The following is a 24,615-nucleotide window of genomic DNA, read 5'->3' as shown; positions in this document are numbered from 1 at the left end:
CGACGATGTATCGGTATGCCGGCTTACCGGCCGCGATGAACTTTCACTGTTCGATGTTCGCGGTCGGATGCCGGTTGCCCGAGAACGTGCTGCGGGCGTTCATGACGTTGCACCGGTTTCAGTGCCAGTCGCCCGTGAATCGACGCGGCTGATAAGTTCCGTCACGCCACGTAAAGCGCGCGGACTTGCCCAACGCAGCGTTGCCCTTGGGGCGCACGAGGAGGTCGTAGTGGCCGTTCGTCTTGCGCGGACTGAACGACACTGCGTAGTGAACCGCCGTCGTGTTGTCTGCATCGCACGCATCCTGCTGCGCATCGCTCGGGTCCTTGCCCTTCCCCACCTTCTTCTCGGTGCAATCCCTGGCGCCGTCCTTGTCATAGGTCGACCAATCGGTCAGCGCGGTGAAGACAGGCGTCACGCGAGCGTCCGCATAGCGGTACAGGCTCAGCATCTCGGTCGTATCGCTATGTGCGGTTGACGTGTAGTTATTGTCGAAGCGCACGCCGAACGCGGTTTCCTGATCGCTGATCCGGTAAGGGACAAGATCCATAGTCAGCGAGGCATTCCATAGCATCGGTGACGTATCGACGCGCTCGCTTCGGTCGCTGGCAAGCAGGTGAAAGCCGTGAGCGTCGCGGGTCAGGATGCCGGTCCATAGCGCCGCTTCGACGTCTTCATTCGGGCGTTGTACCAATGCGGCCGACCCATAACGGGCCCGAATTCGACGGCCCGTGCGTCCATTGCGCCAGTGCGGAACTTTTGATGCTGTCAGCGGGAGCCGGGGTTTTTCCCATCAGGGCAAGTAATGCGGCTTGCTGGTCCTGGTCGTTCGTATCGCTCGCGGCAAACGTATGATTTGCAACGAGCGTCAGGGTGAGCGCCAGCGCCGTTTGTACGCACCAGCGGCGTCTCCCGCTTTTGCTGTCACGGGGGTATCGTCGCGCCGACGACGGGCCTGCTTCGCGCTTTTCGTGCCTGTTGATCGCCATAACCGGTGTATTTCTGTTCAACATATCTTTCAGCCTGCGGCGAGCGGCCCGGCCGGCTTACGCGATCCTAACCTCTGTTCGAGAACAAATGACATCGAAATCGATATTGCGCGTGCCAACCTTTCCATTCTGTTTCCAGAAGCTTCAATCCATATGGGCGAAGCGCCTGGCGCATTCGTTTCAGCTGATCGACCGACAACGTTGCTGCTCCGCTTGATGCTCTCATACATCCTGTTCAAACCATGACCCAGCCAAATCAATCCGTGAAAGTTCGAATCAGCGGTACGATACGCCAAGATCAATCTTTAGTAAAACTACATAGTCGAGCATGACAACTGCGGAACCGAGGTCCACGGCTCTCTCATAACGTCAGATCCAAGAAACAGTGACATCCGGATTTTAGCCAGGCCAGTCGTCGACCGCGATAAACTGCATGTGCTTTGTTCCAGCGACGATCATATCCAGAAATCCCGAGAAGCCATCGGCTACATAGTAGAGGTTGCCACATTCGGCTACCTCTGCGATACTAGGCTTCGCGGTGTCATCCACATGCAGATGCGCTCTATCCCAATACAGAACTTTGTGCACGTTATCGAACCGCGCCAGTGCGTAGTAATTGCCCCCCGGATCATCTCCAATCACAAGAAAATCGTTCAGGAAATCCATCTCATCTCTGACACATTCATTTTGTTCGATCAAATCGAAATTCCCGTTATTAGATCCGACCCAAAAAAGCGATGCAAATGAAATCACTCCATTATCAACGCCATTAAAATCAAGATCAAGATAGTCGGCGCCATCAATAAATATGCCGCCCCACCTTCTCAAGAAATCCACGTAATCTGCCGAAAGGTTGAATCCGAGTTCCGCCTCAAATTTAGCGAGGAGCCGCTGCGCAGGTTTTGTTCCGTACAAAACTGGCACTTTGCCTCCTTAACGTGACGGTTGATTCTTCAACTTAGAGACACCCCATCTATAGTGAAGGCCCGTACTTTCGTCGGCATATTGTCCCGCATAGCGGAGCGGCTGATCCGTGCGTGCCGCAGTCAGTTCTCACCTGTTCGGCTCGACCTGCCCCACCCCGTATATTGCCCTGCCCACGTTAGATCTCCAGCCTCGTCAGTCACTTCCAGCGGTGCGCCCGCCAGATCCGTATGGAAGTGGGATATCCGCGACGCTCGCTTCGCCGTATCAATCGCGGCCGCCGCCAGCGCCTCCGCGATCACCGCATCGACGCGGGCTGGTGGCGAGTACGGATCGCCATATTCTGACCAGTCACCGAGCGTGATCGGAATACTACTTATGAGATTGAGAAATAACCTCCCCAAAATCGAACCCTTTTAACTTGTTTCGCTCCACCAGCGCTCTAAAACGCTCGGAAACAAATACAGTCGCAGGACTTTCTTTTAGGCGAAATATATCAACCCCCTCGATACGGCTTCCCAGAAGATATATCTTATTAAAAACCGTCGCCCGAGGATAGATTTTGAATTTCGATGCTTCCATATCGACAGCACCCTCTACCACTCGGGTCACATGAAATCCGAGCATGCTTTTTATCGGGGCCTCGACCTGTAATATCTCCCCACTATCATGAAGTAGCGGCGCCAATGCATCAAATGCCTTCCCACTAAACACGAGAAACGGAGATAGCATCGTATGGACGTCGCTAGTCTTTTTTCTGCGCGAAGCGCTCCACACAAGCTTAACAGGGTCATAGTCTTGACCAAACTCTCGTCCGCACAGAGCGGTTGCTCGTATAGCTACGCTCTTGTCATATGCCATTTCTATTTCACCATCACCATCGACTTGAACGAGCGGCTGAAAAGCTTCATCCTGCCTCATGCCATAAATATTATCCATATCGCCTCGCAATCCAGAAATGACAGTCTTCAAAGGCGTATCTCCGGATGCATTCTGCAGTGCCTCTCTTATCGCTTGCAATTGGTCAAGAACAGCTTGCTCGCCACCCAGATCAGCCTTTTGCAGGAACTGGCGGAACGGCTCATACCCGATTTCTCTATATTATTGCTCAACTTGACCGAGCACCAACCCCATGGATTGACCAACATCAGGATCGTAGAACCGGAAGGTATTGTATGAAGGCCCGCGCCTTCATCAGCATACTGTCTTGCATGTCGCAGTGCCTGATCCGTACGCGCCACAGTCAGTTGCCGCCCGCTCGGTTCAACCTTGCCTCACGCCGCGTATTGCCCGCTCATCTGCCTCGTCGGTGGCCTTCTAGCGGCGCCCCCGCCAGATCCGTATGGAAGTAGTAGATCCACGACGCTCGCTTCGCCGTATCAATCGCGGCCGCCGCCAGGGCATCCGAGGTCACCGCATCGACGCGGGCCGCTGGCGAGTACGGATCACCATACTCTGACCGTCCAGCGCTTTGAGCTAAATACGATAAATGGAGGCAGCATCGCTGGAATATCACTATCTTTTTTCCTACGCGGCGTATCCCACGAAAGGCTTGGAGGAGAATATTCACCCCCAAGCCTCTGTCCGCATTGCGCGGCTGCTCGGATCGCAATGCTCACGTCATCTGCGATTTCACCGTTATCGTCGACCTGAACCAGCGCCTGATACGCGTCATCCTGTCTCAAGCCGTAAACGTTACTCACGCACCGCCCCACATCCAAATCATGGAGCTACGATAAACAGCGGCCTAAGGCGCCTCACCCCAAGGGTCATAGGAATAATTTTCATCGATCGGCAAAAAATCAATGCCTTTCAATGCGCATCGCTCAACCTCAGCTTTAAAAGTCTGGCTACAGACTAGCCCCATTGTCTCTTCGCATATGAAAAGATTGCTAGAGCAATCGTCGCGCGGGATGAATTTTTTGATCCAACTATACATCGGAATTCCTGAAAACAACTTATTCTCGGAAACTTCTTTTGTTTCCAGATCCCTGTCCTCGGAATATTCTGATTTTTGGCGGTCGAGCAGAGATTCATGATCGGCAGGCAAAAATATAGAATATATTTTTTTACCAGCGGACTTTTTGTTTCCAACGATATTTATGGGGATTGCTCGATATCGAACTTCCGTCTTTTCACATACAGTCAAAAACTCTCGTGACACGTAATTAGTTTGTGCCCCATAAAAATCAAAATCAATCGAAATAGATGGATCAGATAGCGCGAAAACATATTCATGCTTCACATCGACACCGAACGGATCAGCCACATACATCGGCCACTCCCATTCATCACGGTTCAATTCCCCCGACAGATATGGAGGGCAGCCCGCATCGCCGGCACGATATTTAACAACGTAGAAACGTGCATCCACCAGAGTAGTCTTCCCGTTATTGCGTCAACCACATATTTACCGGATTCCAAACCTTCTCTAGCCATATTTTGAATGCGCCCGATACCGAGCGCAAGTTACGTATCGCTAAGACGGCCAGCCAGGAATTGTTGGTTAAGTTTCGTTAGCTCAGTTTCAATTGCTGCAGTGTATTGCCCGTGATTCGACCAGTGCCCAGGAAGCTCTAGCGTTTGGGCAAGCTTGGAGCTACCGGGCAGGAATATGCCATTAGACGCACCATCACCGTCGAATCCCATCCCGCGCAGCCGATTGAACATAGCAGCGAAGTCGGGATGCTTCATGAGCTCTTCAGGAATCAAGTGGTGGTTCGCCATACCGTCATGCGGGCGAGCCCCCATATTTTCCCCGAGCTTCGTCGAACACCACCCCATCGGATCGATTCGGGTCAATGGGTTTGATGCGTAGGCGTAAAGATTGCCGCCGCCCAGCAACCCAATCGGAATCACCGTTTGCTCAGCAAGCCATTATTAAAAACGGAATCAAAATTTTAATTCATTAAAATTACGAATCAGCAATCACCAATTTAGCCGAACTTCCCAAAAAAATATTACAAAGGTAATCTGAAAAAATATGAAAATCAAACTCCGCAGAACTCAAATCAACCAAAATATGGGAGGCACCAATATCAGCCTCCCTATCCGGCCTTATAAAAACATCAAAAAAATATTTATTTAAACTAACCGCCATTACAGAACCCGAAACCTCACCGTCAGACCTATTTGTCGAAACCCCAATTGACTCATCAACCCCACCATCATCAAACCTAGTTATTATTATATAATTTTCAGGAAAATTTTTATCATCACCAATCCCTATTACACTAGCCTCCCCCTCCATATAACAACTGACAACAGATGCTGAAAATTTCAAAACATTTTCCGTCATACGCCCTCCTTAGCAACCAGCCTTCCAAGCTTTAGGCTCACCATTCCCTTCCCAGTTGTACGTCACCTTCGCTCCAGTGTTTTTTGAGAAAGCGTTCATCTTTCCCTTACATGAATTGCAGGGCGGATACTCACCATCAATGACCAAATGATCCCCAGGAGAAGCTATGTCACTTAAATCCTTCGTGATTCTTGCTTCAGTATGAGTTGCAAGTGTATTTTTTGGGAAACCCAATTCCGCTTCACTTGGCGTCATATTTCCGCTTTGCCAAGTCCCCGTTGCCTTTAGATTTCCGTCACTATCAAAAAGACTTGCATTTGCTGTATGAGTACCTTTCCCTGAGCCAAACGACAATCCCAATGGATCAATCCAACCAGTTGAGCTTGGCGCATACTGATACAAATTGTCGCCGCCCAACAACCCAATCGGATCCTGATTGATAAACCGCCCCACGTCCGGATCATAGAACCGGAAGGTATTGTAGTGAAGGCCCGTGCTGTCATCGGCATACTGTCCTGCATAGCGCAGTGGCTGATCCGTACGCGCCGCAGTCAGTTGCCGCCTGCTCGGCTCGACCTTGCCCCACGCAGTGTATTGCCCCGCCCACGCCAGTTCGCCTGCCTCGTCGGTGACCTCTAGCGGCGCCCCCGCCAGATCCGTATGAAAGTGGTAGATCCGCGACGCTCGCTTCGCCGTATCGATCGCGGCCGCTGCCAACGCCTCCGCGATCACCGCATCGACGCGGGCCGCTGGCGAGTACGAATCATCCGGACTGTACACATAACTGCTCACCCCCGTCTCGCGCACTTCCTGCGCGAGGCGCAACCCTTCCCATACGAACCGTTTCGTCTCGCTGCGCAGTTTCACGCCGCGTACATCGAAGGTGGTATCGGTCTTCGCAATACGCCGACCCAGCGAATCGTACTCGAAGCGCGTTTCGACCACACCACGCGCGTCCTGCGTACGCACCACGATCAGCCGATCCTGCCCGTCGTAAGTGAAGCGCTGCTGCTGGTTGGCTCCGCGCAGCTTCGTCGCCAGATTGCCGAACGGATCGTACTCGAAGCGCAGGTTCTGCCACATCCGCAGGCGATTGCCTTCCACGTATCCGCGACTCTTGCGCTGTGCGTCGTCGAGCATGTTGCCTGCTGCATCCCACGCAAATTCCTCGAGCTGCCGATCCATGGTGTTCACGCGACGTGTCAACTGTCCCGCCGGATCGTAGCTGTACTGCGTGTTGCCCCGCAGACTGTCGCTGGTCTCGATCAGTTCGCCCGCCGCGTCGTAACCGTAGTTACGCCACAACTCGCCTCGTCCTCGACCGAGTGCGTCCGGTTGGAAGCCAGCGGACTGCCAGACTTTTCGGCCAAGCGGATCGTAGGCAAAACGCTGAGTCAGCCGCCCCTGTGTTCGTGCGATCTCGCGATGCAAATCGTCACGCTCGAAGTCGCTCACCACCTGATCACCGCAGCGGATCTGATGAACGTGACCGGAGCCGTAACGCAGCATCTGTAGCGTCTGATCGTTCGGCAGCGCGAGCGATATCACGTTACCGAGTTCATCAAGCTCGTATTCGACGTCGCCATTCGCACCGTGCTCGGCAACAAGACGCCCAACCTTGTCGTAGTCGAAACGCACCACGTTCGGCGTGATGCCGAGTGCGATACCCGCCGACGTCGGCGTACGCTCGACCTTCACCAACTGGTCATTCTTGTTACGCTCGTAACGTGTAACATCGGTCGGCGTATGCTGGACCTTCAGGTTACCCATCCGGTCACGTTCGAATCGGATCGTACGGATCGGACGATCCGCCGTCGCATGGCGGTCCGGCGAGCCCACGATGTCCAGACCCAGCAATTCACCGCCTTCGCCATACTCGAATCGCCGCTGGACACCGTCCGGACGCTTCTCGGTCAACAGCCGCCCGCCCGCGCTATACGTGAACGTGTAGTCCGCGTGGCCCTGCCGAAGTTCGCGCAGGCGCCCCGCTGCGTCATAGTGATAGCGGGTCCGTCGTCCGGCAGGATCGATCGCTTCGACAAGTTGACCGCGTGCATTGCGCAGCGACTGCTGTATCCGTCCTCCGAGGCCGACGTGCCGCACGACGAGCCCGGCCGCGTCGTAATCGAAGGTCTCCGTGCTGCCGTCGGGATACGTGATGCGACGTGGCTCGCCGGTCGGACGTACGTCATACACCACGCGCTGCCCCAGCGCGTTCTCGCGTGCAAGCGGCAGTCCAAATGCATCGAAACTGCTACGCGTGGTTTTACCGGAACAGTCCGTATAGGCAACCAATTCTCCGAGACGATTCCACTCAAGCGTCTTGCGTCCACCACGCGCGTCGATATGCGCAGTCGGCAATGCGGTCAACCCCTTCGGATACTCGTAGCGATTCTCGCGGCCAAGCGGATCCTGGCTCGACAGCAACCGGCCTTGCGGATCGTATTCTGCGCGCCAAGCCCCACCGTCCGCCCCGACAACTTCCACGGGCCGCATGCTGTTGCCGTCATAGCGAGTGCGAGTCGTGCGGCCAAGCGGATCGGTCTCGGCGACGATCCTGCCTGCGTCGTCGTACTCGAATTCGGCCGTGCGCTCCCCCGGCAGCATCAGCATCACCGGCATGCCGACGTCGTTGTACTTGATCCGGTAGAGTCCGCCGTCGAAGTCGGTGTACTCGACAATCTGAAACTGTGCGTCGAAGCGCCAGTGCGCGGTGCGGCCATCGGCATGCCGTACGCGGGTCTGACGGCCCTCGATGTCGTATTCGAGCATCGCGTGCTCGCCCTCGCTGGTGCGCGTCGCGACAACCCGCGGCTGCCCTTCGATCGTCGACCACACGTAACTCGACGTGAAACCCAGTGCGTTCACATGACTCGCCATCAGGCCGTTGGTATATGTGAACTGGCGCACGACCGCCCCATTTGCATCCGTCACCGACGCCAACTGGCCGTTCTCATCGTATGCGTAAGCGACGGCCAGCCGACGCTCATCGCCATGAACGAGCATGACCGTGCCAAGGCGCCCGTGTTCCTGCTCGTAATCGAGGACGGCATTCAACCCGCCGCACGTCAGAATCTCTGTAACGCGGCCGCGGCTATCGCGCTCGAACTGACACCACTGGCCTGCCTGATCCTCGATGCGGCGAACCCAGGCGATGCGGCCTGAATCCGGATCGTACCGACCGAAGTCGTAATACGTCTCGCCAATGTCATGCAGGATGTAGCGGCCGTCGGGCGTACAGGTCAGATACCGTTGATCGGCCTCGCTGAATGCGGCTTGCCCGGCACGCAGCAGCGGAAATCCGCTCTCGCGCCCTTGCGCGTCGGTGTACCAGAGGCGTCCGTCGCGGGCATGCAAACGAAGCTCCCACGGCGCCACCCAGCCGCGACCGAGCGTCCCTGCATAGTCGATGCTGCTCGAATAAAACCGCTTGATCGCGACCGGCATCGGGCTCGGGATGACGAAGTCGGTTTCCGATTCGGCCAACAGGATCTTTCTTCCAGTCGTGATGTCGACCGGGTTGCCGAACATCCCGCCTATCGCCTTGTTGATGGCGGGCCCGGCAACGTAGCGCCCGAACGCCTCGCCGAGCACGTACCCGCCGATGAACTTCGCAGCGCACGGCAGGACCGCACGTGACAGCCCGCCCGCCTGCTTCAACAGGCCGCCCAACCCGCCGACCAGCCCCGCCAGCACAAACGCCCATTCCGTCGCTGTCCGCAGCCACGGTGGCACTTCGTCGTCGACGGGTAGATACGTCTGCGTGCCGCCATGAAAGAACGTATCGTGCGAGCCGTCGGCGATCGTCGCGCCGCAGGTAACCTTGTCATCCTTGCGCGCTGCAGGCCGACCGTTGATGAAGATGTTCGTCGAGCCTTGCGCAACGAGTGGGACGGGATTGTGCTTGCTGCATGCCACGCCGCTCAGCGTCGCGTAGGCTGCCGACATGGAATTGACGTAGACGTCCGGTGAACCGGTCATGATGTTGCCGGATTGCGAACTGAACATCTTGCCGATCGACTCCCCTATTGATAGGAGAGCCTGCGCTCCGATACCGGCCATCATGCCTGCCAGCAACGCGACGCCGAATCCGCACGTGAACGTGGCAAACGCCACCGCGGCAATCAGGGCGATGCCCAGCACGGCGCCAACCAGGAAACCTGCAAGCGCGCTGGTGTGATCAATCGGATCAGTGACTCGTGCGGCTTCGAACACGATGATTGTCCTTTTCTGTTGTTATGCCGACTCTTGTTCGGCCGGGCGATAGCCGTCGAGCCAGTTGCGCCACAGTGCATCGAGCGTTGCACCGAAGCTTTTCGCGCTCGATGCGGTAAAGATCAGCACGCGCCCCGGGGTGACGATGAACGCACCTTGCCGTTGAAACACCGTCTTCGGGCCGTTCCGATATGCGGCATCGATGCGCTCACCCGGCATACCATCGATTTCAGGTCCAAGACGCTCAGCCTGACGGGAAAGCACCCGATGGCCCTGCAACCGCGATTTGAGCAATGCGATCTGGCAATCGACATACGCCGCCAGGGTCTCTCCGTCCTTGAGCCAATCGCGTGCAACACTGAGGTTGGGCTGCGCGGCTGTATCAGCCGGCACGAAGAGGTTGGTCGTGCGATCCTCGAAACCGTCCGGCAGAACGATGCTGCCTTCGTGAATCCGGATACGGTTTTCGGAATCCGTCATGCTGGTTCTCTCGTCGTTCGTTGAAATTGGAAATTGTCGAAATCGGCGCCACGTTCGCCGATGATCATTTGCCCGGCAGCGCGGCAGTGGTTTCCCGGCGCAAACGCAAACTGCCCAACAGCAACACGAGCTGCGCGATGAACCACGCGTAAAACGCAATCCCGAAGCTGGAAATCGGCGTCGCGTCCGCTTCGTTGAAGTACCACTTCGTCGTGAACAGCGAACACAGTGCGCATGCGAGCGCCGCAGCCGAGAACATGCTTGCGCGGGCGTATCGGTTTCGCACGAGCTGAACGGCGGCGACCACATAGAGCGGATTGGCGAGCCATGCAGGATTCAACATGAACAGCCCCCACCATCCCTGGACGAGCACCGACATCCCGCTCAGCGGCGCTTCCTTTTCGAAATACATCGCCGGCGTCATCAGCGAAAGGACGTACAGGACTCCGGACACGCCGAGAACCGTCTCTCGCCTGACACGCGGCGTCGAGTCAAAGACGCGCGTCATTGTCGGACCGCGCGATCAATCGGTCTGGCCGGCCGGCGTCACGACCTTTTCGCCGCGCGCCCGCATCGCCGCGCGTTGCGCCTTCGGGTCCAGCGGCGGCCACGGCGCGCCGGCCGAAACGATCTTGCGGCGGATCTCCTCGATGCGCGTGCGTGCAGGGGAATCCGCGGTGGTGTGGTTCTTCAACTCGTTCTGCAACACCCACCCGTACGATATGCCGAGCTGGCTGGCGATCTTCGGATCCGCGCCGTGCGCGAGCAGATAGTCGACAACGTCCCATTGCTGGATCATCGTCGCCTCGAAGAGCGCCGTCTTGCCCAGCGAGTCGCGGGCATTCACGTTCGCCTTGTGCTCGATCAGCAACCTCAACTGCGGCAGCAGCCTGTTCTCGGACACCGCGAAAATCATCGGCGTGTCGCCGTTGTACAGCCAGTTGGGATCGAGCCCGCTGTTCAGCAGCACGCGCAGCAGGTTCGGCGTGTCGGCGCGCAGCGCGACATCGGCGACCGATCCGCCGTTGGCGCCGACCGGCGCCTTGGGATCAGCACCATTCTTCAGGAGTACGGAAATGATCTGATAGCGCGGATTCGACGCATCGTTCTTGACCGGAACGATTTCCTGCACGGCATACGACAGCAGCGTCGTATTCTTCGCGCCCGGCGCATTCAGGTCCGTCCTCGGTGCGAGTTGTTGCACACGGGCAAGATCGCCGTCATGAATGGCCTGAGCCAACGTGAGTTGCTGCCCCGAAAAGAAATCTTCCGGTGCGTAACGTTTGAAGCCGGTCATGTTCGTCCCTTGGGCTTGAGTGGGCCACCAAAGCGGCGAGGTCACTCCAACGAGTGCGGCAAGCGCGCCGGCGGCAAATGCTTTTTTGTATCGCATCAGTGAGATGAATTCAGTTGGGAGACGAGGTCGAGTTGATCCTTCGCGACCTGCTGGTTGATCCCGTTCGTCACGTCACCCATCAGGTGACGGCCGACCGTGGTCACGCTCTCGCCATCGAGCGTGACGGGGCTGCCAACCGCCTTCGGCATCAGCGCCGCCGTACCGTCGCTGATCGGCCCGAGCCGGCCTTCCTGCAGACCGGTCAGGATATCCCCGTCGACGCGATAGGCCGTGATGCTGGCCGCCTGGGCGGTCCCGCCATATTGCGCGACGGTCTCCGGATTGAGGCCGGCGGCATTGAAGGTCACGGCGGAACCGCCGCTGGCCTCGGCGGCAGCGGACGCCAGGCCGCCGCCGAGCGAATGCCCGGTGAAGTCGACGCCGGACGACGCGCCGGTGGTCTCGATGTTCTTCCCGATCGTGACCGCATTGCGATAATACGGCGCGTCCGCGCCAAGCCCTTGTGCCATGTTGTTGCTCATGTCTTCGCCGAAGAGCTGCTGCGTCCCCTTGAACGCAACCGTCGGCTTCATGCTGTCGCCGAAGACATTCGGATCCGGGACGTACATCTGCGACCCGAAGTTGCTGCCGCTTTTCTCGAAATCGCTCGGCTTGAGGCCGAACGCCTTCAACGCTTCCGGATCGTTGGACGCCATCTTCCACCCGGTCGGCGGCGGATCGTTCGGGTGATACACGTGATCCGCGAGTTTCGCCAGTTGCTGCGCCTTCAGCGAGCTCGCCAGCTTGGCCGCCGCTGCACGCGTCGCGGGATCGGGGCTCGCCAGCCCCTTCGCGATCGTCGCCTGCTCGGCCGCCCACTCGAGCGCGAGCGCCTGTTCGGCGGACTGCGCACTGCCGCGATTCAGATGGATGACCGGTCCGTCGAGGTAGATGCCGTTCGCGTTGATGACGATCGTTGACGGACCGAATGTCAGCTTGATGCTGTCCGGCGTCATCGTCACGACGCCGTCCCCCACACGATGCTCGATGCCGTCGCTCGCCTGATGGCTTTGCATGCCGGGCCCGGCCTTGCTCGCGATGGCCTTTGTGTTGATCACGTTCGCCGTGGTGTCGCGAGTCAGCGCGATGGTTTCCTTCAACCCGCCCTGCGCGATCTGCTTCGTCTCGCTGCCCTTGAGCAGCGACACCGTGCGCGCGCCGGCTTCGACCGTGTGCGTTTCCGCATCCTTGATGAGCGTGTTCATGTCTTTCTGCGCATGCAGAAAAACTTCCTGGGCACCGTTCACGTCGGAGAACCTCAGTTCGTTCGAGCCCGCGCCCTTGTGCGTCTGGCTCTTGATCCCCATCGTCTGCCCGGCGGCGCCGTGGTAAGGATTGCCCTGCTCTCCGTTGTAGACCCGGCCCACAATGACCGGATTGTCAGGGTCCCCCTGATTAAACGCGACCAAGACCTCCTGGTTGATCCGTGGAATCGCGGCCGCGCCCCACCCGTCGCCCGCCCACGGTTGGGATACCCGGATCCACATCGAATCCGAGCCGTCCAGCTTGCCGCGGCGATCCCACAGGAAGTGCACCTTCACGGCACTCCCGTTGGTGTGAATTTCTTCACCCTTTGGCCCGACTACAATCGCTGACTGCGTGCCATGAATGACGGGCTTCGGGGTATTTCTGGGCGAACGATACGGAAACTTCTTCGGGAGCAGCCCAAATGTATTGCGGTACGGCAGTTTTGCGCTGTGTTCCGTGTAGTCGTTCACCGCCTCGTGACGAACGTGCAGAATTGCGTATTCCTGATTGTTGGCCATGACAGGATGGTTCGTCACCGTCACGCTGCCTGCAGACGTCATCCGCCACGCATAGCCGCTTCCCGTATAGCGATGCGCGCTCGCTTCTTCCGCCTGCATCGCAATGCGTGCGTAGCGATCGCCATCATCGCCGTGGTCGAACAACGACTGGTGTTCGAAACGCTCCGTTGTCTCGAGCCCCGCATGCCGGAGATTCTCCGGCTCGGCCTGTGCCAGCATCAGCGGCGACGACGGGTTCTGGTGATTGAAGTCGCGAAAGGCGATCTTGCCGACGCCAAAGCGTCGCCCTTCGTGCAACTGGTCGATACCGTTGTCTTCGCTCGCTGCGGTGGCTGCATACGGCAAATTGGCCAACCCGGCGATCGGGCGGAACACGAAATTCGTATCGCCGATGACGAGGAAGTGCTTTTCCTTCTCGTAGCGGTGCGTCCAGATCAGGCCTTCCTGCTCCATCAGCCGCGCACAGAAGTTGTAATACGACTCCTGGTACATCACGATGTATTCGAGCGGCTTCTGCGCGGTCCGGATGTCGAACTCGAAATCGGTGAACCCGTGATCCTGGAAAATCTCGGTGAGAATGTCCTGAGCAGTCTTGTTCTGGAAAATCCGGCAGTCGGTCGAGCGCGTCAGAAACCAGAACCACGGCGCCACCGTCATTTGATATTGAGTCACTTTGCCCGGGTTGCCGGCCCGGTCGAACGACGTGACGTAGCCGTCGAAGTAGCGGATGCCGTCGGCGCCGCCTGACGAGACGATGCGTTCCAGCGTCGACTGCCGTGCGCTCTGGTCGAAGCGAATCTTGATCGGTTGGCCGATCAGATCATCAGGCGCCAGATCATGCCGGTGCGACAGCAAATCGAGATGGATTTCCGGCAACCGATTTACGTGCTCGTCGATGACCGCGGTGCTGACCAGCAGCACGTCCGAACCGAGTGGCGTGTCGATGGTAACGTAGCGATTTAGCTGAGTCAGTCGAGCAACGCCGCCGGCTGCATTGTTAAGCGCCTCCGCAATCGCGGCCGGCGTTTTGTTCATCAGCGAGAAGCCGGTCTGCGCAAGTTGGACGGCGCGTTGCACGGTGTCGATATGACTGGCGATGCCGGCGAGCGGGCCGATCTGGCCTGCAACCGTGGACGCAACCGGCCCGGCAAGGCCACCGAGCGCGCTCAGCGAGCCCAACAGATTCCCGCCGGAACCGGCCGGAATACCGCCATTCGGGGCGAAACTCATTTGAATTCCCTTTATTCTCGTCTCAGGTTCAGTCCCCAACTGGCACACCAGCGCGAGGCCCCGCTACTGTAGGACAAAACGTTTGCGAGCGAAAGATACCTGCAATTTCTTTACAATTTACTTTCCGTCGTCTGACCTGTCCGCCAATCAACTGTCACGTAAGTGGCTGGCTACCCGTGCAAGGTTCGCCGCGTCGCAATACCGCCCCCGTCTCGCCGGAGACCAACACGATCTGTACGAAACTGGTAACTGGCACGTACGGAGAAAAAAGTCGATCCATCACGCGTCCCAAACCGTCGAGACTAAATTGGACGAAACGCTGCTCGTCAATCACGAGCCGGATCTCCAGTCCCTGCACGAACGCTGAAGCAGGTTTTCCCGGCATCCAGCGCCGAACCCGCTCCGCTGAGAGAGATAGCAGCGCATCGAATCGGCGCCCGCCGTCAGGGGCAAACATTCCGAAACGGGTGCACAGCTGCTTGAGCTTCGTGAGGCCATCGGCGTTCAACCGAACTGCCTGCGGAACCAGCCATGACAGCAATTCCCACAGTTCACCGCGACGAAAAACCGGCGCGGGACTAGCGCTTGGTTGATCCAACAACTCGATCTCGTCAACGGTGTCCCCATCGCGCACGGCCAGTTGCCGCTCGTGCATGGCGGCCAAATTGCCATTCGTGCAAGACAGCACGATGTCGAGCCGGCGCTGAGGGGCAGGATCGACAGGCTCGCCGCGAGCGTTCACAAGCGCGAGTTCCAAGCCACGAAACGCGCTGCGGTTGACTCCAGTTGCCCGTTCGTGCGTTGCTTCCTGCCCGGGTTTGGGTGGTTCGGCGGGCGGTTTCGGCGCGCGCCGGGCTTCGTCTCGCAAGACGACCCAATACAGGCCTGGCACTGCGCCAAGCGCGTGCTGCATAGATTCGAGGGGCGGCAGAATTGCGCCACCCTCAGCGGTCGTTACGCGAACCTGATCGACCGACCAGACCTCGGTTGTACCGGCAGACTTGAGCGAAAACGGTTTCAAACCGTAGTACGCCAACCCAGCCTTCGTTTCGATCGGTTCGGCGTTGCTCGAGAACAGGTTGACGACGGGCGTGCAAAACAACCTGAGATTGTCGGCCGACGCTACGGCCAATCGTTGAACACGACGTGAATCGGGATGGATGCCGGCGAGCGCCAAATGCACCGTGATCCGACGCGCGCCAGCCGCCAACCGTTTCAACCGCGCCAGGTTCAGATCGAGGCCGTCGAATCGGGCAGGAAAGGCGCCATACTCCATCAGCAGGTGAAACGGCGCAATCGTGTTGTCGCGAGGCGGCGGGAGCAGCGTATCCGCATCATCGAATCCTGCGGCCGCCAGAGGCATGTCCACTCGGTTCCATCGCCCGTTGTCGTCCAGCTCAATGAAGGCGCGCGCCGAGTGCATCAGCACGCCGTCGGCGAGCGCGGCCGCGACCTCCCTCTCCCCCGCCAAATGCAGCCGCAGCATGTCCGGCGCGATGGCGAACTGGACTGACGGTGAAGTGAGTTCGAGGGTGAAAGACAAAATGCCAGTGGTGTCAGGCGGCAGTGGCGCTTGCATCGGCGCGATGGTCGACGTCGCGTAACGTACAGCGGAGACGGTCAATGGCACCAACGTAACGTCGGCGGCGGTGCAGAACACCAGTCGGGAATTCGGCGCGACCAATTGCGTACCGCGTGGAACCAGCCGCGGCTCAGTCAGCTTGCCGTCGCGGTTCCCGCGAAACTGGGCTATCGCACACGACGGAAACGACCGCAGGAAAGCTCCGTGGATCGTGTCAATCAATGCGTACGTAAACTCCGGCACCTCATCCTCGAGTCGGATGTCGTGCCGGGCGGACATCAACGCGAACGATTGCAGCAGCCGTTCAACGTGCGGGTCATCCGAGTGCTCGCCGGACATCGCAAGGCGAGCTGCGATTTTTGGGTAAAGGTCGGCGAATGCGCGCGTTGAGCGGCGCAGCAAACCTAACTCACGCTCAAAATGCGGTAGAAGATCCTCGGGTTCGATGGCCATACACTTTTCAGACGGTCACGCCGATCGGGTTATCGGTACCGTGCTCATGGGTAAACGCCGCGATTTTAACCGTACGTCAGGCCCCCCCTTATCCCGAATTCGTCGAGGCAGGCGCAGATCAATCATTGCGCTCGAAATGCGCAAGCCCATGAAGATTGGCGATGTGATGAAGCGAGGGCCGCCACTCTCTCCCTCATGACAGCCCCTCGGGCCTCGCGAGTTAGATTCTTTTTTCGACCGGCCGCATACACAGCCTCGACCGGGAGCCCCAATCCATTAGCCGCTGTCACCTCGAGGCCGCCGCTCGCCCGATCAAGCCTCCAGGAGGCCGCGCGATCTAACCCCTACCCGAGAACAAATCGGCCACGACGGATCGCAACCACCGATTGCCTGCTTCGTGATGATACTTCGCGTGCCAATGCTGCCGCACCGCGAATTGATCGACCGGGAACGGGCAGGAATGGACCGCGATGTCGTTGACCTTCGCCAGGGTCTCCCCGATGTTTCGCGGCAACGTGGCGATAAGATCGGTCGACTTGATGATCGACCCGAGCCCGAGCATGCCCGGAAGCTCGAGGACGACATTGCGCTCGATGTTCTCGCGCAACAGCGCCTGCTCCAGCAATTGCGCGCCCGTGCCGGCGGCGATGATCACGTGCCCCTCGTTGCAGTACTGCTTCATGCTCAGTCTCGTGCGCACGCGCGGGTGGTCCGGATTGGCGAGACACACCCAGTCCTGCATATAAAGCTGTTGCTGATACATCCCGCTGCCGAGCCACGGCACATGCCCGATCGCCAGATCGGCCTCGCCGGATTCGAGCGCGCGCTCCGTATTTCCGTCGATTCTCGCGGCCTCCAGCCGGATACCCGGCGCATGCGCACGCACGTGGGCCAGCATGCTAGGCAGCAGCGTGATGTGACTCGCGTCGGTCATGCAGATGCGAAAGCGGCGCTTCGCCGTGGTCGGATCGAACGAAATCTCCCATGCCGAAAACCGGCGAAGCGACTCCAGGATCTCCCTGCACGGCCCGATCAGCGCGTCCGCCTGAGGCGTCGGCGTCATCCCGGCCGGCGTGCGGACGAACAGCGGATCCTGCAGATGTTCGCGCAACCGCCCCAGCCAGATGCTGACCGTGGGCTGGCTCTGTCCGAGCTGCTCGGCAGCGCGCGTGACGCTGCGCACGTCATACAGCAGGTCGAAGAGCTGCAGCAGCTTGAGATCGGGTAACTCGGACGTGTTCATGGCGGTATTGTCCAACGCAATGCCCTCATTGTATTCATTGCATTGCCTGCAGGGGAGCATCCTCGTATCTTCATTTTGGGCTCGACGGCCCGCCGTCGCGTGAAAACGGCCACGTTCGAGTCGCCAGAGATGCAGCCGACGATGCTGCTCCGGTCAATTCAAAATCAGGAGACGTTCATGGACAAAGGAATGCCGCGGCAAGGCGGCGGGAACGACGGACTCATGGATGAAAGAGCCCGCAAACAGGCACGGAAAGCGAGAGCGAGCGGCTGGATCGGTTCCGCGCTCGAGTACTACGACTTCTTCATCTACGCGCAAGCCGCGGCGCTGGTCTTTCCGCAGATCTTTTTTCCCAAAGGCGATCCGAAGATCGCGATCGTGGCGTCGCTGGCGACGTACGGCGTGGGTTACGTCGCGCGGCCCATCGGCGCGTTCGTGCTCGGACACTGGGGCGACACGCACGGCCGCAAGACCGTACTCCTGATCTGCATGTTCCTGATGGGCTTCTCCACGATGGCCGTCGGCGTGTTGCCCACGTATCACTCGGTCGGCATGCTCGCGCCCGCGCTGCTCGTCATCCTGCGCCTGGTTCAGGGTTTTGCCGTCGCGGGCGAAATCTCGGGCGCCAGTTCGATGATCCTGGAACAGGCGCCATTCGGCCGACGCGGCTACTTCGCGAGTTTCACGTTGCAAGGCGTGCAGGCCGGTCAGATTCTGGCTGCCGCCGTCTTCCTGCCGCTGGCGTACTACATGCCGGAAGACGCGTTCGCTGCATGGGGCTGGCGCATTCCGTTCCTGTTGAGCGCGGTCGTCCTGATCGCGGGCTTCATCATTCGCCGCGAAGTCGACGAAACCGCCGCATTCGCCAGGGAAGACGCGAGCGGTCAGGTCGCACGCGCGCCGATCCTCGAAGCGTTCAAGTTCAGTTGGCCCGACATGCTGCGCGTCCTGTTCATGGCGTTCATGAACGTGATCCCGGTCGTCACCACCATCTTCGGCGCTGCGTATGCGGTGCAGCCCTCGTACGGCATCAACTTCCATCCGAGCGTGTATTTGTGGATTCCGGTGGTCGGCAACATCGTGGCGGTGCTCGTCATTCCGTATGTCGGCAATCTCTCCGACCGCATCGGGCGGCGGCCGCTGATGATCTTCGGCGCGCTCTCGTCGGGCCTCCTTTCGTATGCGTATCTGTACGCGATCAGCGTGCATAACCTGCCCGTCGCCTTCGCGATGTCGATACTGATGTGGGGCGTGGTGTACCAGGGCTATAACGCGGTCTTCCCCGGCTACTATCCGGAACTGTTCCCGACGCGCTTTCGCGTCTCCGCGATGGCGATCGCGCAGAACATCGGCACGACCATCACCGCGCTGCTTCCCGCGCTCTTCGCCGCTGTCGCGCCCCCCGGATCGCACAACGTGCCTTTGATGATCGGCTCGATCACGCTGGCCGCCACGATTGTCTCGGCGCTGGCCGCATGGAGTGCGCGGGAGACGTATCGCGTGCGTCTCGACGACCTCGGCAAGCAGGATGCCGTGCCGATCCCGAAAGAGCAGTACGACCGACTCCGCGAAGAATCATTGAGCGAAACGAGACTCGCGAAAACGTCCATGCAAACGCATTGATTCCCGTGAACGGGCACATCCGTCGATGTGCCCGTCCTGTCTATTCTGTAATAGCAATACCTGGAGGTATGCATGATCTCGGGCAACACTGCCATCATCGCGCACATCGGTTTCCCGACACATTCGTTCAAGTCGCCGATGATCTACAACCCTTACTTCGATCATGCCGGGATCGATGCGATCGTCGTCCCGGCGGGATGCAAGGCGGAGGCGTTCCCCGCGTTTCTGCGGTCGGTTTTCACGCTCGAAAATATCCGTGGCGCGCTGATCACGATGCCCCACAAGGTCACGACCGTCGGGCTGCTGGACGAAGTCACGCCCGCCGTGAAAATTGCCGGCTCGTGCAACGCGGTGCGCCGTGCGGAAGACGGCCGTCTCATCGGCGACATGTTCGACGGCGAAGGCTTCGTGCGCGGCGTGCGGCGCAAGGGCTGCAAACTCGAAGGCGCGCGCGTGCTCGTGGTCGGTGCAGGTGGTGTCGGTTCAGCCATCGCGGCATCGCTCGCGGCGGCAGGCATTGCGTCGCTGTCGCTTTACGATGTGCGGCACGAATCCGCGCAGGGTCTTCGAGACCGGTTGGCGGCTCATTATCCGCAGCTCGAATTGCTCACCGGCAGCAACGATCCGGCCGGCTACGACCTCGTCGTCAACGCCACGCCGATGGGCATGAACGATGACGACCCGCTTCCCGTCGACGTCACGCGGATTTCGCCCGACACGTTCATCGGCGAAGTCGTGATGAAGGCGGAAATGACGGCATTCCTGAAGGCCGCGCAGGCGCGCGGTTGCCGCTTTCAGGTCGGCGCGGACATGCTATTCGAACAGATTCCCGCCTACCTCGAATTCTTCGGATTTCCGAGCACGACGGCCGACGTTCTGCGCTCCGTCGCCACGCTCGAATACTGATTCACCCTGTCCCGCAACGAGCCACAAGTCGTGCCGGCCAGCGGCTGAACCCGCAACATTCCCGAAGATTGGTCGCCGTGCGATGCGGAAGAAAACTTCGCATCCACGCTCGACGGATGCGCCGAAGCGCGGCGCTCCTGCGCCGCGCGTGGGCCGATGCTTGAAACGTCAGGCGGCGGCCGATACCGCCGCCCGTAGCCCGAGCGAATAGCTGTCGAGACCAAAGCCGCAAATCTGCCCCTTCACGATCTCGGCGAACACGGAATGATGGCGGAAGGTCTCGCGCGCGTGGATGTTGGACATGTGAATCTCGACGACGGGCACCGTCAGGATGGCGAGCGCGTCCCGGATCCCGTAGCTGTAATGCGTCCATGCGCCGGCATTGATGAGTACGCCATCGACCTTGTCGACGAACGCCTGATGGATTCGCAGGCACATGTCGCCTTCGCTGTTCGTCTGATAGCTCTCGACCGCGACGCCAAGCTCCGTGGCGAGCGCCTGAAGTTGAGCGTCGATATCGGCGAGCGTGGCCGTTCCGTATTGAACCGGATCGCGCTTGCCGAACATGTTGTGGTTGATGCCGTGCAGCATGAGGAAAGTTTTCATCATTGACCTGTATCGAGTTTCAGAGTGACGTCGTTTCGACGACTGCGCCGGTTTCCGCGGCTTTCACGATCGCCTCGGTGATGCGCAGATTTTGCAGGCCGTCGCGCGCGGTGACGATCGGTTTGGCTTCGCCACGCACGACTTGCCCGAAGTGTTCCATCTGATACTTGAGCGGATCGTCGCGCGTCGTGTCGGCCACGCTGACATCGAACGGCTTCCACCAGGACCGGTCTTCATCCTTTCCGTAGGTCTTGAGACGCATCGTCGGGATCGACAAGGATCCGGAGGCGCCGGCGATCACATAGCAATCCTCGTCGGAATAGGACGCGTAGGCCTTGTTCTCTTGCGACGTCTGTTCCCAGCTACGCGCGCTGGCGGCCGTATCCGACAGCAGGAACGTGCCGAGCGCGCCGCGCGCGAAACGCAGATTGATGGCGACGGTATCCTCGACGGCGAAGCCGCGTGTCGCATGCGACGAAAACGCCTGCACCGCCACGATGTCGCCGCACAGCATCCGCAGATTGTGAATCTCGTGAATCATGTTGAGCAGGATCGGGCCCGCACCCGGTTCCTTGCGCCACGGCGCATCCGCGAAATAGTGATCGGGCTTGAAAAACAACGCGCTGCCCATCACCGCGACCAGCGGGCCAAGCCTTCCCTCGTCGACGATCTCCTTCGCCCGCGCCATGATCGGACTATGCGCGCGATGATGACCGATCAGGACGCACGCGCCGTAGCGCTCGACCTCGGCGACGAGCGCTTCCGCCTGCTCCACCGTGGCGGCGACGGGCTTCTCGAGCAGCATCGGCACGCCGGCCTGCATGCTCAAGCGTGCGTGTTCCGCGTGAAGCGTGTTGGGTGTCGCGAGCACCACGCCGTCGGGGCGATCCTTCTCGAAGAGTTCGTCGAGGCAGCGGTAGTGCGGCACGCCCGCTTTGGCGGCGACGTCCGCCGCCTCATCGGACGGATCGATCACCGCCGAGAGCACGCATGTCGCGCTTTCGCGAACCACACGTATATGTTCGAGCCCGATGTAACCGGCACCGGCTACCGCGATACGCGTTTTTTCCATGTCACTCTCCGTGGCTTTCGTGGCCGACGTGAATCGCCCACATCGAAACAAGGTTGAACACGATGCCGAACGCGACGATCGGCCAGATCGCGCCGCCGGAATGTGTCTGAATCAGTGTCGCGGTGAACGGTGCACTGCTGCCGATGACGACCGCGAGGTTATAGGCGACGGCCGAGCCGCGATAACGGAATTCCGTCGGAAATGCCTCGGCGAAACAGGCCGGCCGAACGCCTGCATGAAACTGCACCGAGCACAGCAGCATCGCGCGGCGGTGTCCGATCCGGTCGCACAACGCACCGCCGATGCGCCCTTCGTCAATCGAGCGGGACGGTCAGCTGGTCGATAACGGCCTGCGTGCGCGGACGAACCCCGCGCCACCATGCGAACGCTTCCGCAGCCTGCTCGACCAGCATGCCGACGCCATCGGCGATGTGCTGCACGCCCGCCCGGCGCGCGAGCTGCAGGAACGGCGTGAGGCCCTTTCCGTACGCCAGCTCATAGGCGGTGCCGGCCGCGCTGAAGACGCCCGGCGGAACGGGGGGCAATTGCCCGGTCAGGCTCGCGGAGGTTGCGTTGACGACGAGATCGAACTGCCCCATCGATTCAAGCGCGGCATAACCGCACGCGGCGAGCATTGCGCCTGCCGCGACCTGTCCGACGAGCGCCTCCGCCTTGTCCACGCAACGGTTGGCTATCACGAGTTGCGCAGGCCCCGCCGCGATGAACGGCAGCAACGCGCCGCGCACCGCGCCGCCCGCGCCGAGCACCAGCACGCGCTTGCCCGCCATCGGCCGATGCAGGTTGATCTCGATGTCGCGCACGAGGCCGACGCCGTCGAAGTTCTCCGCCACGATGCGCCCGTTCTCGAACTTCATCGCGTTGACGGCGCCCGCGAGCACGGCCCTTTCGCTACGTTCGTCAGCCATGGCGAACGCCTGCAGCTTGAAGGGCGCGGTGACGTTCATGCCCTTGCCGCCCGCCGCGACGAAGGCCCGCACCGTATCGCTGAAGGCGCTGGTCGGCGCCAGCGGACCTTCGATGGCGGCATACGCGATGTCCTGCCCGGTCTCCTGTGCGAAAAGACCGTGAATCAGCGGCGATTTCGTATGGCCGATCGGATTGCCGATGACCGCGTAGCGATCGCTCATCGCGCCCCCGGCTTCGAAAAGAGCACGCCATCGGTCTGCATCGCGTCGATCTCGGCTGCGCTGAAACCCAGCGATCGCGCGACTTCCTCGTTGTGCTGACCGAGATCGGGGCCGACGTCGCGGATGGACGTGTCGCAGTCGGAGAAGCGGAACGGCAGGTTCGGCAGCCGCAATGTTCCGAAGCGCGGGTGCGTCTGCTCGATCACCATGCCGCGCGCGACGATCTGCGGATCGGCGACAACCTCGTCGATGCGCTGAACCTTCGCGCTCGGCACATCGACGCCATCGAGCAGCGCCAGCACGTCCGCGACGGCGCGCGCGGCCACCCACGGCTTCACGACCGCGAGAATCTCCTCGCGATGTGCATTGCGCCCGTTCAGGTCGTGAAACCGCGCGTCGGCGCTGAACCCGGCCGGACCGCCGTGCTGTTCGACGACCGTCGCGAATCGCTTCCAGGAATCATCGACCTGCGCGGCGATGACGAGATCGCCGTCCGCCGCGCGAAACACGCCGTACAACGTCGATGTCGGCATGTCGTGCCCCGTTTGCTCGGGCACCACGCCCTGCATCGTGTAGCACTGGACCGCGTATTCATGCATCGAGAAGAGCGTGTCGTACAGCGCCATGTCGATATGCTGACCGCGTCCGCTCTTCACGCGGCCGAACAGTGCGGCGTTGATGGCCGCGACCGCGTGAATGCCGGTGTACATGTCGCCGAGCGAAATGCGCATGAGCGGCGGCGGCTCGCCCGCGTTGCCGATCATTTGCATGATGCCGCTCCTGGCTTCCGCGATGAGCCCGAAGCCCGCGCGGTGCGCGTCGGGACCGGTGTGCCCATACGCCGAAATCGAGCAGTAGACGAGGCCCGGATTGCGTTCCGACAACGCGGCATAACCGAGGCCGAGCTTGTCGAGCGCGCCGGGCCGGTAGTTCTCGATGAACACATCCGCCGAATCGCACAGGCGCTGCATGAACGCCTTGCCGCGCGGATCCTTCATGTTGACGCTGACGCCGCGCTTGCCCATGTTGAGTTGCAGGAAATACGCGCTTTGCTGGTCGTCGAGAATCGTCGCATGCTGGCGACCCGCATCGCCGCTGCCGGGACGCTCGACCTTGATCACTTCCGCGCCGAGTGCCGCCAGGCATCGTCCGACATACGGGCCGGCGAGAAAGTGGCTGTAATCGACGACGCGGATGCCTTCGAGGGGACGGGGCTGCATCAGTTCGCTCCCGGGCGGCGCGGGATCATCAGACGATGCTCGCCACGTTGAACGACTTCGCCGTTCTGATTGATCAGCTCCGACGGCAACACGACGATGCCCCAACCCGGACGGCTCTTGCTCGCACGCAGGGCACCCACCCGGAACGTCACATGCAGCACGTCGTTGACCTTGATCGGCAACAGGAAGTCCCATGTCCATCCGAGCGACATGCCCGGCAGGAAGCGATAGTCGCTTCGCGTCTTGAGGCCGTCCGCGATGGACAAGCCGAACAGGCCGTGCGCGACGATGCAGCCGAAGTGGCTCGCGTTCGCGTATGCCTCGTCGACATGAACAGGCGTGTGATCGCCGGTGAGATCGGCATACGCGAGGATGCGTTCTTTCGTGACGGTGTAGGTCGGGCTGACGCATGCGTCGCCTTCCCGCGCATCGTCCCAGTATTTTTCGGTGATGGTGATGGTGCT

The 24,615-nt window shown here is 60.0% G+C and carries 22 protein-coding genes and 1 pseudogene; 3 read left to right on the top strand and 20 right to left on the bottom strand.

Annotation, left to right across the window (positions count from 1 at the left end):
* Window positions 1–118: 118 nt before the first annotated feature.
* Window positions 119–694 (bottom strand): hypothetical protein, encoded by a 576-nt coding sequence (locus BX604_RS23755; protein ID WP_143748092.1) that lies wholly within the window; start codon window positions 692–694, stop codon window positions 119–121.
* Window positions 695–812: 118 nt separating this feature from the next.
* Between BX604_RS23755 and BX604_RS39085 the strand changes: the two genes are divergently transcribed.
* Complete coding sequence (locus tag BX604_RS39085; protein ID WP_179894864.1) at window positions 813–1,235, top strand: hypothetical protein; 423 nt, start codon at window positions 813–815, stop codon at window positions 1,233–1,235.
* 153 nt (window positions 1,236–1,388) lie between these two features.
* Here BX604_RS39085 and BX604_RS23750 read toward each other — a convergent pair whose 3' ends face one another.
* The 13 genes and pseudogenes from BX604_RS23750 to BX604_RS23700 all read right to left on the bottom strand — a co-directional run bounded on the left by BX604_RS23750 (window position 1,389) and on the right by BX604_RS23700 (window position 17,576).
* Entirely contained in the window at window positions 1,389–1,913 is a 525-nt protein-coding gene (locus BX604_RS23750; protein WP_098553293.1) for an SMI1/KNR4 family protein, read from the bottom strand.
* Window positions 1,914–1,964: 51 nt separating this feature from the next.
* Window positions 1,965–2,245: pseudogene (locus BX604_RS40010) on the bottom strand (RHS domain-containing protein); the annotation flags it as partial.
* A 40-nt stretch (window positions 2,246–2,285) separates the two neighbouring features.
* Window positions 2,286–2,885: an imm11 family protein gene (locus BX604_RS23740; protein ID WP_244108995.1), complete on the bottom strand. Its 600-nt coding sequence runs from the start codon at window positions 2,883–2,885 to the stop codon at window positions 2,286–2,288.
* 775 nt (window positions 2,886–3,660) lie between these two features.
* Window positions 3,661–4,287, bottom strand: coding sequence for an Imm43 family immunity protein (locus tag BX604_RS38535; RefSeq protein ID WP_143748090.1), 627 nt, complete (start codon window positions 4,285–4,287; stop codon window positions 3,661–3,663).
* 95 nt (window positions 4,288–4,382) lie between these two features.
* Window positions 4,383–4,772: an AHH domain-containing protein gene (locus tag BX604_RS39720; RefSeq protein WP_257146406.1), complete on the bottom strand. Its 390-nt coding sequence runs from the start codon at window positions 4,770–4,772 to the stop codon at window positions 4,383–4,385.
* A 55-nt stretch (window positions 4,773–4,827) separates the two neighbouring features.
* On the bottom strand, window positions 4,828–5,211 hold the full coding sequence (locus tag BX604_RS38530) for a hypothetical protein (protein WP_143748089.1): 384 nt from the start codon (window positions 5,209–5,211) through the stop codon (window positions 4,828–4,830).
* Window positions 5,212–5,220: 9 nt separating this feature from the next.
* Complete coding sequence (locus tag BX604_RS23730; RefSeq protein ID WP_098553290.1) at window positions 5,221–9,426, bottom strand: RHS repeat-associated core domain-containing protein; 4,206 nt, start codon at window positions 9,424–9,426, stop codon at window positions 5,221–5,223.
* Window positions 9,427–9,447: 21 nt separating this feature from the next.
* Entirely contained in the window at window positions 9,448–9,906 is a 459-nt protein-coding gene (locus BX604_RS23725; protein WP_098553289.1) for a DUF1795 domain-containing protein, read from the bottom strand.
* 64 nt (window positions 9,907–9,970) lie between these two features.
* Entirely contained in the window at window positions 9,971–10,414 is a 444-nt protein-coding gene (locus BX604_RS23720; protein ID WP_098553288.1) for a hypothetical protein, read from the bottom strand.
* A 15-nt stretch (window positions 10,415–10,429) separates the two neighbouring features.
* Window positions 10,430–11,299: an ankyrin repeat domain-containing protein gene (locus tag BX604_RS23715; RefSeq protein WP_098553287.1), complete on the bottom strand. Its 870-nt coding sequence runs from the start codon at window positions 11,297–11,299 to the stop codon at window positions 10,430–10,432.
* Entirely contained in the window at window positions 11,299–14,298 is a 3,000-nt protein-coding gene (locus tag BX604_RS23710) for a type VI secretion system Vgr family protein (protein WP_098553286.1), read from the bottom strand. Before BX604_RS23710 ends, BX604_RS23715 begins: the two co-directional genes overlap by 1 nt.
* Before the next feature lie 154 nt (window positions 14,299–14,452).
* On the bottom strand, window positions 14,453–16,333 hold the full coding sequence (gene tssF, locus BX604_RS23705) for a type VI secretion system baseplate subunit TssF (RefSeq protein WP_098553285.1): 1,881 nt from the start codon (window positions 16,331–16,333) through the stop codon (window positions 14,453–14,455).
* 337 nt (window positions 16,334–16,670) lie between these two features.
* A complete protein-coding gene (locus BX604_RS23700) occupies window positions 16,671–17,576 on the bottom strand; it encodes a LysR family transcriptional regulator (RefSeq protein WP_098553284.1) in 906 nt (301 codons plus the stop codon).
* 222 nt (window positions 17,577–17,798) lie between these two features.
* On the opposite strand from BX604_RS23700, the gene BX604_RS23695 reads away from it, so the two are divergent.
* The gene (locus tag BX604_RS23695) at window positions 17,799–19,199 is read left to right on the top strand and encodes an MFS transporter (protein WP_098554010.1); all 1,401 of its coding nucleotides are present in this window, start codon (window positions 17,799–17,801) and stop codon (window positions 19,197–19,199) included.
* A 72-nt stretch (window positions 19,200–19,271) separates the two neighbouring features.
* The gene (locus BX604_RS23690; RefSeq protein ID WP_098553283.1) at window positions 19,272–20,105 is read left to right on the top strand and encodes a shikimate dehydrogenase family protein; all 834 of its coding nucleotides are present in this window, start codon (window positions 19,272–19,274) and stop codon (window positions 20,103–20,105) included.
* A 168-nt stretch (window positions 20,106–20,273) separates the two neighbouring features.
* Here the strand turns inward: BX604_RS23690 and aroQ are convergent, their stop codons facing one another.
* From aroQ to BX604_RS23660, 6 genes are read right to left on the bottom strand one after another with little or no spacing between them, the layout of a single operon-like run.
* Window positions 20,274–20,711, bottom strand: a complete 438-nt coding sequence (aroQ, locus tag BX604_RS23685; protein ID WP_098554009.1) for a type II 3-dehydroquinate dehydratase — start codon at window positions 20,709–20,711, stop codon at window positions 20,274–20,276.
* 19 nt (window positions 20,712–20,730) lie between these two features.
* Window positions 20,731–21,783, bottom strand: a complete 1,053-nt coding sequence (locus BX604_RS23680) for a Gfo/Idh/MocA family protein (protein ID WP_098553282.1) — start codon at window positions 21,781–21,783, stop codon at window positions 20,731–20,733.
* A gap of 1 nt (window position 21,784) precedes the next feature.
* Window positions 21,785–22,045, bottom strand: a complete 261-nt coding sequence (locus BX604_RS23675; protein WP_143748088.1) for an MHS family MFS transporter — start codon at window positions 22,043–22,045, stop codon at window positions 21,785–21,787.
* Window positions 22,046–22,097: 52 nt separating this feature from the next.
* Entirely contained in the window at window positions 22,098–22,931 is an 834-nt protein-coding gene (aroE, locus tag BX604_RS23670) for a shikimate dehydrogenase (RefSeq protein ID WP_098553280.1), read from the bottom strand.
* Complete coding sequence (locus BX604_RS23665) at window positions 22,928–24,151, bottom strand: CaiB/BaiF CoA transferase family protein (protein ID WP_098553279.1); 1,224 nt, start codon at window positions 24,149–24,151, stop codon at window positions 22,928–22,930. Before BX604_RS23665 ends, aroE begins: the two co-directional genes overlap by 4 nt.
* Window positions 24,151–24,609, bottom strand: a complete 459-nt coding sequence (locus BX604_RS23660) for a MaoC family dehydratase (protein ID WP_098554008.1) — start codon at window positions 24,607–24,609, stop codon at window positions 24,151–24,153. The genes BX604_RS23665 and BX604_RS23660 overlap by 1 nt, the downstream gene beginning before the upstream one ends.
* Window positions 24,610–24,615: the final 6 nt, after the last annotated feature.

The sequence above is a fragment of the Burkholderia sp. JKS000303 genome, from assembly GCF_002563755.1.
GTDB classification, from domain to species: domain Bacteria; phylum Pseudomonadota; class Gammaproteobacteria; order Burkholderiales; family Burkholderiaceae; genus Burkholderia; species Burkholderia anthina_B.
This window is presented reverse-complemented; position numbering and strand designations above follow the sequence as displayed.

Coding starts and splice junctions, on each gene's coding strand:
- BX604_RS38530 (WP_143748089.1), bottom strand. CDS start 5,211: ATGACGGAAAATGTTTTGAAATTTTCAGCATCTGTTGTCAGTTGTTAT.
- BX604_RS23725 (WP_098553289.1), bottom strand. CDS start 9,906: ATGACGGATTCCGAAAACCGTATCCGGATTCACGAAGGCAGCATCGTT.
- BX604_RS23720 (WP_098553288.1), bottom strand. CDS start 10,414: ATGACGCGCGTCTTTGACTCGACGCCGCGTGTCAGGCGAGAGACGGTT.
- BX604_RS23715 (WP_098553287.1), bottom strand. CDS start 11,299: ATGCGATACAAAAAAGCATTTGCCGCCGGCGCGCTTGCCGCACTCGTT.
- BX604_RS23710 (WP_098553286.1), bottom strand. CDS start 14,298: ATGAGTTTCGCCCCGAATGGCGGTATTCCGGCCGGTTCCGGCGGGAAT.
- tssF (WP_098553285.1), bottom strand. CDS start 16,333: ATGGCCATCGAACCCGAGGATCTTCTACCGCATTTTGAGCGTGAGTTA.
- BX604_RS23700 (WP_098553284.1), bottom strand. CDS start 17,576: ATGAACACGTCCGAGTTACCCGATCTCAAGCTGCTGCAGCTCTTCGAC.
- BX604_RS23695 (WP_098554010.1), top strand. CDS start 17,799: ATGGATGAAAGAGCCCGCAAACAGGCACGGAAAGCGAGAGCGAGCGGC.
- BX604_RS23690 (WP_098553283.1), top strand. CDS start 19,272: ATGATCTCGGGCAACACTGCCATCATCGCGCACATCGGTTTCCCGACA.
- aroQ (WP_098554009.1), bottom strand. CDS start 20,711: ATGAAAACTTTCCTCATGCTGCACGGCATCAACCACAACATGTTCGGC.
- BX604_RS23680 (WP_098553282.1), bottom strand. CDS start 21,783: ATGGAAAAAACGCGTATCGCGGTAGCCGGTGCCGGTTACATCGGGCTC.
- BX604_RS23675 (WP_143748088.1), bottom strand. CDS start 22,045: ATGCTGCTGTGCTCGGTGCAGTTTCATGCAGGCGTTCGGCCGGCCTGT.
- aroE (WP_098553280.1), bottom strand. CDS start 22,931: ATGAGCGATCGCTACGCGGTCATCGGCAATCCGATCGGCCATACGAAA.
- BX604_RS23665 (WP_098553279.1), bottom strand. CDS start 24,151: ATGCAGCCCCGTCCCCTCGAAGGCATCCGCGTCGTCGATTACAGCCAC.